General features: G+C 42.5%; 14 protein-coding genes. 9 read left to right on the forward strand and 5 right to left on the reverse strand.

The window, feature by feature from the left end:
• The first annotated feature begins 4 nt into the window (after window positions 1-4).
• Window positions 5-721, forward strand: coding sequence for a 3'-5' exonuclease (locus AACW75_RS01140; protein WP_017074612.1), 717 nt, complete (start codon window positions 5-7; stop codon window positions 719-721).
• A 112-nt stretch (window positions 722-833) separates the two neighbouring features.
• Here the strand turns inward: AACW75_RS01140 and AACW75_RS01145 are convergent, their stop codons facing one another.
• A complete protein-coding gene (locus AACW75_RS01145) occupies window positions 834-1526 on the reverse strand; it encodes an MOSC domain-containing protein (RefSeq protein WP_145568206.1) in 693 nt (230 codons plus the stop codon).
• 144 nt (window positions 1527-1670) lie between these two features.
• The gene (locus tag AACW75_RS01150; protein WP_102553144.1) at window positions 1671-1913 is read right to left on the reverse strand and encodes a hypothetical protein; all 243 of its coding nucleotides are present in this window, start codon (window positions 1911-1913) and stop codon (window positions 1671-1673) included.
• Between the two features lie 87 nt (window positions 1914-2000).
• On the opposite strand from AACW75_RS01150, the gene AACW75_RS01155 reads away from it, so the two are divergent.
• Window positions 2001-2813: an AraC family transcriptional regulator gene (locus tag AACW75_RS01155; protein WP_135455043.1), complete on the forward strand. Its 813-nt coding sequence runs from the start codon at window positions 2001-2003 to the stop codon at window positions 2811-2813.
• Window positions 2814-3025: 212 nt separating this feature from the next.
• Here AACW75_RS01155 and serC read toward each other — a convergent pair whose 3' ends face one another.
• Together serC and AACW75_RS01165 are read right to left on the reverse strand one after the other, a co-directional pair.
• Window positions 3026-4120, reverse strand: a complete 1095-nt coding sequence (gene serC / locus AACW75_RS01160; RefSeq protein ID WP_135455045.1) for a 3-phosphoserine/phosphohydroxythreonine transaminase — start codon at window positions 4118-4120, stop codon at window positions 3026-3028.
• A 162-nt stretch (window positions 4121-4282) separates the two neighbouring features.
• The gene (locus tag AACW75_RS01165) at window positions 4283-5545 is read right to left on the reverse strand and encodes a DUF945 family protein (RefSeq protein ID WP_017074617.1); all 1263 of its coding nucleotides are present in this window, start codon (window positions 5543-5545) and stop codon (window positions 4283-4285) included.
• A 183-nt stretch (window positions 5546-5728) separates the two neighbouring features.
• Between AACW75_RS01165 and AACW75_RS01170 the strand changes: the two genes are divergently transcribed.
• The 3 genes from AACW75_RS01170 to AACW75_RS01180 all read left to right on the forward strand — a co-directional run bounded on the left by AACW75_RS01170 (window position 5729) and on the right by AACW75_RS01180 (window position 8997).
• Window positions 5729-7672, forward strand: a complete 1944-nt coding sequence (locus AACW75_RS01170; RefSeq protein ID WP_145568205.1) for an ATP-binding protein — start codon at window positions 5729-5731, stop codon at window positions 7670-7672.
• Window positions 7665-8162, forward strand: a complete 498-nt coding sequence (locus AACW75_RS01175) for a response regulator (RefSeq protein ID WP_017074619.1) — start codon at window positions 7665-7667, stop codon at window positions 8160-8162. Before AACW75_RS01170 ends, AACW75_RS01175 begins: the two co-directional genes overlap by 8 nt.
• A gap of 292 nt (window positions 8163-8454) precedes the next feature.
• Window positions 8455-8997 (forward strand): hypothetical protein, encoded by a 543-nt coding sequence (locus AACW75_RS01180; RefSeq protein WP_004734692.1) that lies wholly within the window; start codon window positions 8455-8457, stop codon window positions 8995-8997.
• A 132-nt stretch (window positions 8998-9129) separates the two neighbouring features.
• Here AACW75_RS01180 and AACW75_RS01185 read toward each other — a convergent pair whose 3' ends face one another.
• A complete protein-coding gene (locus tag AACW75_RS01185) occupies window positions 9130-9711 on the reverse strand; it encodes a TfoX/Sxy family DNA transformation protein (protein WP_017074620.1) in 582 nt (193 codons plus the stop codon).
• Between the two features lie 356 nt (window positions 9712-10067).
• Here AACW75_RS01185 and AACW75_RS01190 point away from each other — a divergent pair, with 356 nt between their 5' ends.
• The 4 genes from AACW75_RS01190 (at window position 10068) to panP (ending at window position 14413) form a co-directional block, all read left to right on the forward strand.
• Complete coding sequence (locus AACW75_RS01190; RefSeq protein ID WP_017074621.1) at window positions 10068-10988, forward strand: HDOD domain-containing protein; 921 nt, start codon at window positions 10068-10070, stop codon at window positions 10986-10988.
• A gap of 54 nt (window positions 10989-11042) precedes the next feature.
• Complete coding sequence (locus tag AACW75_RS01195; protein ID WP_145568204.1) at window positions 11043-11948, forward strand: lysine exporter LysO family protein; 906 nt, start codon at window positions 11043-11045, stop codon at window positions 11946-11948.
• Between the two features lie 174 nt (window positions 11949-12122).
• Complete coding sequence (locus AACW75_RS01200; RefSeq protein ID WP_017074623.1) at window positions 12123-12650, forward strand: hypothetical protein; 528 nt, start codon at window positions 12123-12125, stop codon at window positions 12648-12650.
• A gap of 119 nt (window positions 12651-12769) precedes the next feature.
• The gene (gene panP, locus AACW75_RS01205) at window positions 12770-14413 is read left to right on the forward strand and encodes a pyridoxal-dependent aspartate 1-decarboxylase PanP (protein WP_145568203.1); all 1644 of its coding nucleotides are present in this window, start codon (window positions 12770-12772) and stop codon (window positions 14411-14413) included.

Below are 14413 nucleotides of genomic sequence, written 5' to 3' on the forward strand. Positions count from 1 at the left end.
GATCATGAATAGACTCTTTAGCTCCCCTGCGGTTGATTGGCCTTTTAAATTTGCTCAAAAGCTAGAACGTTCGAAGGATGAACGTTTGAAGCAGTTCTATGGCGAACCGCTGCCCGATCCCGAAACGCCATTATCTGAAGTGACCTTTTTAGCCGTGGACTTTGAAACTACAGGCTTAAATCCGGTAAAAGATGGCATTATTACTATTGGCTTAGTGCCTTTTACACTCAATCGTATTTATCTACGACAAGCAAGGCATTGGACGCTAAGGCCTAAGCAAAAGCTGGAAGAAGAATCGGTGGTCATCCACGGTATCACGCACAATGACATCATTGATGCACCAGACTTAAATGAAGTGCTCGAAGAGATCTTAGGTGCAATGGCTGGCCATATTCCGGTAGTTCACTACCGCCGTATTGAACGTGATTTCTTAGACAATGCGTTAAAAGTAAGGCTAGGCGAAGGCATTGAATTTCCAGTATTAGATACACTAGAAATCGAATCTCAGATTCAGCATAAATTGGCTGGTGGCTTGTGGAACAAACTAAAAGGTAAGAAACCCGCGTCAGTAAGACTTGGGCAAAGCCGTCGTCGATACCACTTACCGGACTACACGCCACACCATGCGCTAGTGGATGCCATTGCAACCGCAGAACTACTCCAAGCGCAGATCGCCCATCACTATAGCGCTGATATGCCCTTGAAGGATTTCTGGCTGTAGTAATAGTAATAGTAATAGTAATCGTAATCGTAATCGTAATCGCGATGGCCGTATGAAAGATCGCAAACATAAAGAAGCCCACACTCCTAAAAATTGTGGGCTTTCTCGAGTATTACTCTGCTGTCGGACCAACCAATCGCATTTCCCAATCTTCAACCACTCCAGTTTCTAAGCGACGTTCGACAAGGTTGCCCCAAGATTCGACTAACGGTAGCCCAACCAGTTCGCTTAGCTCTTGTTTGTCGAGACAACCAGTGAAAACCGCGCCCATGATTCGAGCTAGAGGCCAATCAGGATAAGGTCTTTCGCACAAAATAATCTCATCACCAGTACCAATATCACCGTCTTCCAATACTCGGAAGTACCAACCTGTACGAAGAGTATCTTGTAACCTTCTTGCCATGTCATATTGCTCGAATCGTACATTCAACTTCCAACAAGGCATACGCCCTTGCGAGACTTCCAATAATGTTGAGCCAATACGAATCTTATCTTTCAAACAAATTGACGCTTCCGTCACGCCAGTTGAACTGAGGTTCTCACCAAATGCGCCTGCGGTTTGAAAGATCGCCTTATCGCCCAATTCGTGCTGCCAAACTGGGTAGTGTTCACTTGGATAAATATGAAGGGCTTTTTGAATACCACCATGAAAGCGAGGGTCACCTTGCTCGTCGTTGATAAAACCAAGCTCTGTAGCGTGTTGACGACCAGACACAACTTGTTTGTCAATGGCACTTTGTGCACCGTGTGCAAAGGCCACAGTCTTGCCTGCTAATACGTTATTCACTACGCCTAACTTTTTCATATCCCTTCCTCTTTAACTGAGATTTGTCTGCTTAACTTTATCGCTTGCTTAGCGCCTTGCCGCTTATATAACTTTATCGTTTGCACAGCCTTGTCACTTGCTTAACCTTGCCGTTTGTTTAGCTTTACGCGACCAAAAGCGAAGTTATCGCTGTCCCAATGACCTGAACACCGGAATCGAAGCCAATACCTCTATTCGTTTTTCTGTACTTTTTAGATAGCGAGTTTCACTGTCAGAATACAATACATGCCGCTGATAACCTTCTAAGTGAGGGAATTTAGCTAACACGGTTTTAAGTGATATTTCGCATGTTTCTAGGTTGATGTTATCAATGTCTATTTTGAATAAGAGTTGGTTTTCTTTGGATATTTCAACTTGATATCGCATACGTCTTCCCTCATGACTTCATTCACGTTACCGAGCATGATAGCCTAGCGAACTCATGTCAGAGTAGAGATATAAGGACAGTTAACAATGCCAACCCGCCAAATTAATTCTCACTCCGGTGTCATGACTTCAAATGAGATGATGGTTGCCAATTTTAATTCACCCGCGTTGGTGAAGACCATCGACATGCCTAAAGGGTACATCGACAAACTGCATCAACACACGTGGCATCAAGTTATCTTCCCCATCAAAGGGCTGTTGCAAACCAAAACCGATCACTATCAACACCTTGTGCCGCATACTTCTGCTCTGTTTGTGCCTGCCGGTATTCCACACGAATCTATCGCACTTAACCATACGACATTTGTCGGCATTTATCTCAACCCTGCCTTTGGCACAACTTATAAACCCGAAGTACGCACCATTGCGCTCACGCCGTTCTTAAATGAACTGTTACAAGAAATCCGCAGGCAATGTGAAGGACGACCTAATGACGAAGAAATATCGCGATTACTGGCGGTATTGCACGATCAAGTAATGAAAGACAACGTACAGACCTTTCAATTATTATTACCTGAAGATCGTCGCTTGAAACTGATATTCGAAGCGCTCACAGACACACCTGCTTTAGATTGGTCGCTGAACGAATGGGGAAAGAAAGTCGGAGCATCAGAGCGAACCTTATCGCGGTTATTCTCCAAAGAGTTCAATACATCGTTTCAGTTGTGGCGACAGCAAATACGGCTGATTTACTCGTTGTCTTTGTTGGATGAAGAAGCCTCTATTCAAAGCATTGCCGACAAAGTGGGTTATCAAAACGACTCTTCTTACATCAAAGCATTTAAAGCATATTTTGATGTTACTCCGCAGCAGTTTCGCGTTAATGGTCGACAAGGATAGTAAGCACGTATGGTGGTAGCGGCTTAGTAAGAACACTAGGTAAGAACGCTGAGTAAGAACAAGTAATGTGATCTTTTTTACTTCGTTATAGCCTGGCGTTACAAGAGTTAAAACCGAGATTGGGGCTGGGAAGTCAAACTCATCGGTTCAGCGAGATCAAAAAAGAGGAGCATTAGCTCCTCTTTCTAATCGTAAATATTGAATTCTGCTGATTAAGCGTATTTTTCTTCAAACTCTTTCATAAAGCTGACTAATGCTTGAACACCTTCGAGCGTCATTGCGTTGTACAGCGAAGCTCTCATTCCACCTACCGCTCGGTGGCCTTTCAATGATTTAAGACCAGCAGCATCAGCTAGTTCTAAGAACTTGCTATCCAATTCTGGCTTCGCCAGTTGGAACGGCACGTTCATTCTTGAGCGGTTTGCTGTGTGAACATCGTTTTTATAGAACGTAGAATCATCAATCGCATTATACAATAACGCCGCTTTTTCTTGATTGACGCGTTCTATAGCTTCAACACCACCTTCAGCTTTCAGCCACTTAAATACAAGGCCTGATAAATACCAAGCATACGTTGGTGGCGTATTAAACATTGAGTCTTTTTCAGCAAGCACTTTGTAGTTAAGAATGCTCGGCAACACATCGTTGGCAAGGTCTAGTAGATCATCACGCACGATGGCAATACAGATGCCCGCAGGACCAATGTTCTTTTGAGCGCCCGCGTAGATAACACCATACTGAGACACATCGATTTGACGAGATAAGATATTTGATGACATGTCAGCAACGATTGGCTTGTCAGTTTGCGGTAGCTCACTGATTTCAATGCCATCGATGGTTTCATTTGGACAGAAATGCACATACGCTGCTTCTGGGTCGATTTTCCAATCTTTAGCCGGAACAACCGCCGCTTTGCCATCAATAGACGTCTTCGCGTTAAATACATCGATTTCGCAATATTTGCTCGCTTCAGTCACTGCGCTTTCTGCCCAGTAACCCGCATCAATGTAAGTCGCTTTCTTTGCATTACCTAAAAGGTTTAGAGGCACAGCAGCGAATTGAGCACGAGCGCCCCCCTGACAAAAAAGAACTTTATAGTTGTCTGGGATATTCAGAAGATCACGTAGGTCTTGTTCAGACTCATCGGCAACTTTAATAAACTCTTTGCTGCGATGGCTGATTTCCATAACGGAAGTCCCTAAACCATTCCAGTCAATAAAATCAGCTTGTGCTTGTTTCATTACTGGTTTAGGTAGCGCCGCTGGGCCAGCACTAAAATTGAATACGTTATCTAATGTAAGTTCCATGGGGATAATTGCTCCTGCTAAATAATAACTAAGCAATTAATACCATGTTTTAACCAACATAAAAACAACAAAAGAGGTCTTAAGACCTCTTTTGTTTCGTACCGTACAAAATGTTTAACTTACCCCGTTAGAACACCTTATCAGTATTCAGTCTTATTCTTTTTATTGAACAAAAGCAGGCATTAGAAGCGCAATTAATGGAATTTCTTGTCCATTTTCAAACACTAGATTTCCATTCTTAATGTCAGCGCTGATTTCATAACCACTTTCCGTTTCTTTGATCATTTCCATTACCAGCAATTCATCGATGCCTTCACGAATGAATGGGTACTCCTCAACAAGCCCATTTGAGAAACTCGAGTGAATATTACCCGTCAGTGCAGGAACAATCATAGAAGGATTACTGCTGATGTTTTCAGTGCCTTCAGGTACGCTCACCAACCATTTAGAGTCGAATTCACCCTTGCCTAACTCTAACGACATATTATTCATTGAAAGGTCGAACCCTTTAGCAAACAGTATATCGATGAATGGGATGATCTCTGCAACGTCTTCTTGAGTCAAAACCGGGCTCGATTGATAGATCGCAAAGATTTTCTCGAACGACTCGCTATCCAGTTTTGCCATTTCGAAATCAACATTTAAGTTGTTCACTTGGCCCTCGTTGGTCTCGATATTAGCGATATCCAACTTAAGGTTACTACGCAAACGCTTAGTCGCTTCATCAAGGTGCGATTCAAAATCGTACTTTGAGTTTTCGATAGTCATGAATGGCTGCATTGTCGAATCTGAAACAAGGAAGCTATCGATAGTAAAGTTCTGTGAACCCAACCAATAACCTTTAGCTTGCTGACCAGAACCCACACCATTTAGGTTCGACAGTGTCACCTCTTCGCCTGTTTCAAAATCAATTTGAACAGAAGGAATAGTAAGCTTGTAATCGACTTGCCCTAATACCGTGGCATGGCCAGACAGATTCGATTTCGTGATAGATACCGAGGTACCATTGTCATCAGATCCTTGATAATTAAACTGACTTAACTCGAAGTTGAAATCGGTGTTACCGTTTAACTCAGTACTGGTAGTAAGAGTCAGAGGAAGAATATCTGTATTTTCAAACGTCGACAGTGCATTTAGGCTTAACAGACCATGGCTAACCGCGCTGTTGATAACAAACTCACTCGGAATCCCATCAAGCGCCAGTTGTTCTTTGAGATTTTCATCCGTCACAGTTAGACGTGTTTTGACATTAGAAGATAAGTAACCTCTATCGTATTCCACGATCTCAGCTTGAATGCTCGAATTGTTAAGGTTTGCCACACCATCAGTAATAGCATTCTGTCCAATTTGGCCAACCGCTAATGGCCAACAAAGTGCCAATGAGATTGCTCCGCCAATTGCACCAATTTTTCTTAACTGTTCCATGAGTTCTCTTTCTACACTAGTCTGTTTTTTTTAGTCTAACCCATCAGTAGCAAACAAGAAACATTGAGTTAAATCAGTCTATTGCTCGATACTTCGATTGCCTCAATAAATTAACGGCTAGCTCTCATCCTTATTCAGCGGTTCTTGCTAGGCTAGAGACGTCGCTACTATTAAGGTTGAGCCGTGAATCAATACGCTGTTATCTGTTTGGACAATAATCCGGTTAGCATTGAAAGAATACGTTCGGAGCTGGCTCCGTTAGGTTCTGTATTCGATATTTATACTGCCGAGAACATAGAAGACGCGCATCACGCATTAGAAGATATCCATGATCACCACCAAACCGTTGCTTTAGTGATCACTCATCATCATTCTGGATTTAATGGTGTGCAATTTCTTATTGAACTGGAACAGCTGCCCCATAGTAATACCGCAAGAACGATATTAGTCAGCGCTTCGTCAGACATTCAATCCATTCTGACCGCGGTGAATGAAGGCCGGCTCAATCACTGCCTAACCAAACCCGTTCAAGATCAAGTTCTCTTCAAATCGGCGCAAAAAGAGCTGACCTCTTTTGTTATCCAATACGACTCAGAAAACTTGTTATCTTACAGCGACGCGTTGGATCAACAGCGCTTATTCAGAGCACACATCGAGCAAAAGATTCATTCTTTTCAATCGGGTTTCATTCACGACTACCACCAGCTTTCTGACAATGCCCTTGCAGGACGCGTGGTCAGTGCCTTACAAGATGTCTTCTCTAAAGACGATAAAACCAAAGCCATTCGTGATTACTCACCGGAACATTTGCTTACTGTAGAAGGCGAAGACAATCGTTTCTTGTGGTTAATCATCGAAGGTGAAGCGGCACTCTACAAAAAAGATGAGCTAGGACAGCAACGAGAAGTAGTACGTCACTCAAAAGGTAACATTGTTGGCGGCATGTCATTCGTGACTGGCGAGCCTTCATTCTCAACGGCAATTACCCTAACCCAGACAAGAGTGATCAAGCTTGATAAAGATAGCTTTGCTCAGGTCATGCATTCAAACAGTACCCTGCTCCCACTCTTTACTAACCTGTTGCTTCGTCACTTTAACCGACGCTTGCAAAGAAGCATCACCAATAAGATTAAGCTCCAACAAACACTCGAGTCATTGGAATCCGCACATCAACAGTTAATCGAGAAAGAAAAGATGGCAATGTTGGGTCAGCTTGTCGCGGGCGTAGCGCACGAACTGAACAATCCAATTGCAGCTATTTTGAGAAGCATCGAAACCTTGTCTGAACATCTCGATCAGATACTCAATAACTCATCACTCCCTGACTCCAACAAAGGGACGGACGTATTAGCGCATTCGAAATTAGCGAAACCGCTATCAACAGCTCAAGAGAGACAGTTGGTGAAGCATCTTTCGTCGACCATTGATGATCGTGCTCTGGCAAAAAAAACAGTAAGGCTAAATCTGAGCCAAGACACTGCAATACTAAACACTTTAAAAGAGTCACCTGTCGCAGGCAGAGAACTGCTCAACGACTTAGAACATTACCACTATGTTGGAAACTCAATTCGCTCCATTCAAGTTTGCAGCAAACGCATTGCTGACATGGTGAAAAGCTTAAAAAGTTATGCCCGAGAAGATGAAGAAGTTCGCCACTACGCCGATATTCACGAAGGGCTTGAAGACACGCTCGTTATTTTTGAAAACAGACTTAAACATCATCAACTTGAAAAACATTACGACACCGACTTGCCACCTTTGTTGTGCCAGTCACTCGCATTGCAACAAGTGTGGACTAACCTTCTTTCCAATGCGCTCGATGCCCTTTCTGAGAAAGGGAAAGTTTCGATCACAACCTCTCAGGAAACAAGAGGTGGCGATGCTTTTCTGGTAGTGCAAATATCCGACACAGGTCAAGGTATCGATAAAGCACACATCAACACTATTTTCGACCCAAATTTCACGACTAAAAAAGAAGGTAACTTTGGTCTAGGGATTGGGCTATCCATCTCTCAACAAATTGTTTCAGCTCATCAAGGGTTTATTTTGGTGGAGTCTGAGGTAGGAAGCCATACTCACATGCAGGTTTGGCTCCCATTCAAACAAGAAGGAGCACCTCATGAATAAGTACCTAATTTTATGTGTCGACGATGAACCGGAAGTTCTTAACAGTGTCCTTCAAGACTTAGCGGTATTTGAAGAAAATTTTATCGTTGAAGGTGCAGAATCGGTAGATGAAGCCAAACAAGTGATTAAAGAGATGGGACAAGATGGCATTAAACTCGCCTTAATCTTGTGTGACCACATCATGCCAGATAAAACCGGGATTGATTTTCTCATTGAACTCAACCAGCACGATCACACTAAGCCAACGCGTAAACTCCTACTCACAGGGCAAGCTGGGTTAGAAGATACCGTGACGGCAATTAATAACGCAGCGCTGGATTTCTATATTTCTAAGCCTTGGAAAGGCGATCAGCTCAGAGACACGATTACTCAACAACTGACTGACTATGTCATTGCAAACGACAAGCAATTGCTAAACTGGACGGCGATCTTGGATACCGAACGTATACTGACCTCAATGGCAGACAAACGTACAAGCTTTGGTGAGTAGTTCTTACACCTTATTTAATTGCACTTAAGTTTTGTCTAATTACGCTTAGATTTTGTTAATTTCGACTTAGGTTTTGCTTAATTGCGCTTACATTTTGGCAAACTGTCTCTAAAACATGAGATCTCAGTTGCAGAGTAACCCTTGATTTGGTCATTTTTTAGTTAATTGACAAATGATTGGCATTTTTATGGATTACTTTTCCGTGAGTTAGATTAAACTGTCTCAATGTTTATGGTTTGCCTGATTTTTCTCAAACCAAAGGAATTAACACAAATAAAGGTTTACTGTCGTTATGCGCAAAATTCTACTTACTACCGCTATGCTATTGGCTTCTAGCCAAGCACTAGCTGTTGATGAACAACCACAAGTAATGAGCAACTTTAACTACGATTACTTTGAAGCACGTATCGGTGCTAGCCCAGTAACATTTGGTGGCGCGTTCAGTAAGTCAATTCACCCGAACGCTCACGCTATCGCACGTATCGATTCAGAATTTGAAGGCGATTACGATTCAGCGGTAGGTCTTGGTTTCCACGCTCCATTAAACAACTGGGCAGATTTAACAGGTGAAATGCTAGCGCGCATCGTACAGCCTGAAAACTCAAGCTCGACTGATATCGGTATGGAAATCAACGTTGGTGTTCGCCAATGGCTTGGTCCACAACTGGAAGTGGGTGGTAAAGGTGGTTACGTTTCAATCGATGATAATGATGATTGGACGGGCTCTGTTTACGCACGTTTCCACTCTACAGAGCTATTCTCTCTTGGTGCAGAAGCTCGTATCAACGACTTCTATGGTGATCAACTCATGTTCACGGCTCGTTTCAAGTACTAAAACTTAACGAGACCGCGCTCAATGAGCACTTAGTCTTTCAATAGATAGGACTAAAACAAAAACAAAAAAACCGAGGATATTCCTCGGTTTTTATTTATTAACAGTAATCTTAAGCATATAGGGACGACTTCTTTAGTGGCAGCTTTTTAGCAATTGCTGCTTGCGTGGTTCTTGTAATAGTTTCCAATGGATACCATCAATTGCACCTGCAAATTTCCAAAGTAGTTTTAGGTCAACGTCATTGCCGTACGCTTCACGAACCTTATTAAACACTTCAGGTGCGCCTAACTGCATAAACATTGAAACATCGTCTACACCAGCCTTCTTAACCATGCGTTCTAATGTAAGTTGCATGTTCGGAAGATCTCTCAATCTACGGCTAGCTGATGATTTTTTGAAGCTACGTTGCTGAATTGAATTATCGATCGAAGTACGAATAATGCTATCCAATTCGGGATGTTCACATGTAAACAGGTCAGTAATATCGTAATAGTTTACGGTTGCTGTTGTCTGTTTTTTTACATGACGATACTTTTCACAATCAAGACCCGTCAGTTTTTTATCTAATGAGTTTCCACCTCTAATGAATAAACAACTTTCACTCAACAAAGCGAACATAGCGTCATTTTGAAAGAGGCCAATACCCCCAAACATAGAACGTTTTTGATGCTCACCAAATTGATTCACGTAATTAATAAATGCTGTCTCGGTCATATCCGTTGATCCTTAATCAAATTACCCCGATTAGGTTGATCACCAGACAAGCAGCTTTTTATGCGAAAAATTTTTAATCTATCTTTATTATTTAGGTGAATATTATGTTTCGTCTCTCACCTTTGAAACAAATGATACTTTGAAAAGAAAAATAAGTCTGGACTTAGTTCACATCAATCAATTGTGTATTCCATGATTTCATGGTTGACGTCACAGTAAACTATCAAAAACAGCTAGAATTCTGACATTTGATGATACATCGGTTCAAGTTTTCGGAGCTTATGTGGCCCGATCAGTATTGCCTCGCAGCATCGTGGCTTGTAAAATGGTACGACATACATGTTTTTACTTTTTATATGAATCATTTATCGTTTTTCTGGCTACCACAAAATAAGGCTCTTTTGTTAAAGGGTTTAGAATCAGAGTTTGCCCAACTTGTTGGACATTCTATCTCAGCGGGAAAAATCACACTTCCTCCTATCCCTAACGTCGTGCTGAAAATTCAAAAGCTTTGCACCCTAGATTCAACTGGGATTGCTGAAGTTGCAGAGTGCTTACTGGAAGACCCTGGCCTTACCGCCATAGTAATTCGAGTTGCTAACTCTGTCGTTTTTAACAGGCGTAACATTACCTGTGTCGATATTATGACAGCGGTTTCTCGTCTCGGTATATTGAGAGTACGTGACATTGTTACGGCTCAAGCGATAGAACAGCTCAAGCATTCTGTAAATCTTAGCAACGAATGTAACCAACTACTGGTTCAGAGTGCTTCTGTTTCTAAAGAACTTGGTGCGACCATGGTACTGGTCACCAACGGCTTCAAAGAGCTATCTCCTATCGAATACCGCTATCTTGAGCATGAAAAGTCATTGCTTGTTGGGTTATTGGCTGACATTGGTTTATTTTGTTTGGTTAGCGAATATCACCTATACCTCGAAAACGGCAACTACTTAAACCACGATATCGCCCTGCAGATATTCCAAGGCCAATGTTCAGCTACGAGTAAGCTAGTTTTAAAACGTTGGGGCTTCGACAGCGACTTCATTGATGTATGTAGTAACACCATCAATAAACAAGAAGAACGCGAGGTGTCTTACCTTGATATCGCAAGAATCGCTAACCACCTACTGATGTTCAGAAATAAGGATGAGAACATCGATGAACACGAAGTTGAACTTAACGTGACAGGTGCAGAGGTGCTGTATAAATTAAGCAACTTGAGCAAACATGATTTTAATGCAAAGCTAAGCGACGTGATCAATACTAGTGGCTTCTAAGTCACTGTTAAGTGACAAGTAAATGTAATATGAAGTAAATGCAATGGGGAAAGCATGTTTACAGGGATGATCTTTATATTTGCACCACTCGTCGTGGGGTATCTTTTTTCTATTTCGAACGCTCAAACGCTAGAGTTCATCAACCGCTCTACGTCGCGGTTGATCTACGTAATTCTAGCGTTAATGGGGCTAAGCTTAGCCGCCCTCGATAACCTAGGCAGTAATCTGCAGACAATACTTCTTTACACCGTCACTTTCTTTGTCTGTTTGAGCGTTTGTAACCTAATGGCGTTACCTGCTATCGATAAGTTACTGCCACTCAAAACAGACAGCAGTAAAAAGAAACTTCCCCTTTCTTCTATGGCGATGGAGTCTGCCAAACTAATCCTAGTGGTGGGTTCAGGCCTTATCGCTGGTTTAGTGCTGCCTATCAGTCTTGGTTGGGTCGATACTGCAAGCGAATGGATTTTGTTTGTACTTCTGTTCTTTATTGGTATTCAACTGCGTAATAGCGGATTAACACTTCGACAAATTTTGCTGAACAAACACGGCATGGTCATCGCAATCACGATTATCATCACCTCAATGCTAGGTGGCGTTATCGCGGCTTACATTCTGGATATACCTCTGTTCAAAGCCTTGGCAATGTCTTCTGGGTTTGGTTGGTATTCTCTGGCAGGTATCTTGATGGGTGACGCCTTTGGTCCGGTTTATGGCGGCGCTTCTTTCATGCTTGAGCTGTTAAGAGAGTTGGTTGCCTTAGTACTGATTCCAGTGCTGATTCGCAGCTATCCATGCACCTCTATTGGCTATGCTGGTGCTACAGCGATGGACTTCACCCTACCGGTCATTCAAACCACAGGCGGCGTTCGATGCGTTCCTATCGCGATTGTCAGTGGCTTTATATTAAGCCTGCTTGTCCCTATTTTGATGCTGTTCTTTGTATCTCTTGCTAACTAGATCGCAGGAATAGCGATTATTTTAGATTAGAATGCATCTCGAATACCAATGCCCAAGATACCGATACAGTTACCGAAATAAAAAGACACTAAGTGTCATTGCTCAACAAATAATGATCACGGTACTCTGTAACGACTAAGTTCTAAAAAGAATAAACTTACAAAAGGAACCACTATGAAACGCCTTTGCGTCGCATTACTGCTAGCTTCAACTTCTACTTTCTCTTTTGCAGCAGATTCAATGTCTGAAACAAACCAATGCCAAGCAAAAAAATATGACGCGTACATCGACGCTTCTTTGAATTGGTACGCTGACCTTGCTGCTTTAACTTCGGAACAATACCCAGAGTTAACAGAAGTAAGTGAATGGTTCCTGGAAGGCCGTAAGCACCACTTCGAGCTTAATCGTGCCGCGGTAAACTACTACTTAGTAAACGATTCAAGCAAAGTAGCAACTGAACAGCCTGTTGAAGGTTGGTTGCAACTAGAACAACACGACATTAAGACGCTTTCAACGCGTGATGATGAGCTTGGAAAAATCGCTAAAACCACGTTCGACGACCGTCAATCAACGCCTCATGCTCAAAACTACGAGCTACGTTCAGCCTTTGCAGAATTGCTTAGCCACCCAAAGCAAATCGACACAGCATTACAACGCTACAATCAGTCGATTACTAAACTTGAAGCAATTAAGTGTAATTAACCCCTCATTTAGTATGCTTTTTTGAGAAGTTGGATTTCATAATTAAGACGGGACATTGTTCCCGTTTTCGTTTAGATTATCCCGCTCGCGTCAATATAAAAAAAAATAACTCGCTTGCTATGGTTACGGAACAAAAAACTGCAGATGTTAGCTTCGACAGTCTTCTACGTATATTTACAGTACCAGAAGGCCCAGATTCAACACTCACTCAAATTGAAGACAAACTTTCACGAAACCTGAATCAATTCTTACGTGAACATATTGTGGCTGAAGAAAAGCCACTACGTGAAATTGAGAAAGATTTTTCAAATGCTCATATTCCCGAGCAGCCTGAGTTTGTTTCTGAACACACTGAACATCTCCTCGATACTCTCGTGTCTCATTCGGTACATACGTCGTCGCCAAGTTTTATTGGTCACATGACGTCTGCTCTGCCGTATTTCTTGATGCCGCTGTCTAAAATCATGATTGCGTTGAATCAGAATCTAGTAAAAATCGAGACCTCAAAAGCTTTTACTCCCCTAGAACGTCAAGTTTTGGGTATGCTTCACCGCTTGATTTATCAAGACAACGACCAGTTTTATTCGCGTTGGATGCACAGTGCAAACCACTCTTTAGGTGCGTTTTGTTCTGGTGGAACCATTGCGAACATCACCGCACTTTGGGTGGCACGCAACAATGCACTGAAAGCACAAGGTTCGTTCAAAGGTGTCGAGAAGGAAGGCTTATTCAAAGCCATGAAGCACTATGATTACGAAGGCTTAGCCATCTTAGTCTCTGAACGTGGTCACTACTCTCTAAAAAAAGCCGCAGATGTGCTCGGTATTGGCCAAGAAGGCCTAGTGTCTGTTAAGACAGATAACAACAACCGTATTTGTACTGACGACTTAAGAATCAAGATCGAGCAGCTCAAGCAGAATAAGATTAAGCCTTTTGCTGTTATTGGTGTGGCTGGTACAACAGAGACTGGTAATATCGACCCATTAAGGGATATTGCAGAAGTATGCGCTGAGTCTGATTGCCACTTCCATGTGGATGCAGCTTGGGGCGGCGCGACGCTGATGTCGAACAATCACCGTCACCTACTTGATGGCATTGAGCTCGCCGATTCAGTTACGATTGATGCGCATAAACAACTCTATATCCCGATGGGTGCTGGTATGGTTCTGTTCAAGAAACCAGACGCGATGACAGCCATCGAACATCACGCTCAATATATTTTACGTAAGGGCTCTAAAGATCTGGGCAGCCACACTTTAGAAGGCTCTCGTTCAGGCATGGCCATGCTTGTTTACGCTTCGATGCACATCATTAGCCGTCCTGGTTATGAACTGTTGATCGACCAGAGCATCAACAAAGCACGCTATTTTGCCGACCTGATTAAACAACAAAGCGATTTTGAGTTGGTATCAGAGCCTGAACTTTGTCTACTGACTTACCGCTATGTTCCTGAATCGGTTAAAGCCGCTCTGCAGAAAGCGAATGCGAAAGATCGTGTAGACCTGAATGAGTTATTGAATGAGCTCACTAAGTTCATTCAGAAAAAGCAGCGTGAAACGGGTCGATCTTTTGTTTCAAGAACTCGCTTGAACCCTGAAGATTGGGCACACCAACCGATCATCGTTTTCCGTGTCGTATTAGCCAATCCATTAACCGGCAATGACATTCTTTCTTCCGTACTTGAAGAGCAGCGTGAAATCTCTACACTAGCACCTAATTTGATGAGAAAAATCATCAATCTGGTAGAGCAAATCAACGCCTAG

This window comes from Vibrio sp. L3-7 (assembly GCF_963898195.1).
Classification (GTDB): domain Bacteria; phylum Pseudomonadota; class Gammaproteobacteria; order Enterobacterales; family Vibrionaceae; genus Vibrio; species Vibrio echinoideorum.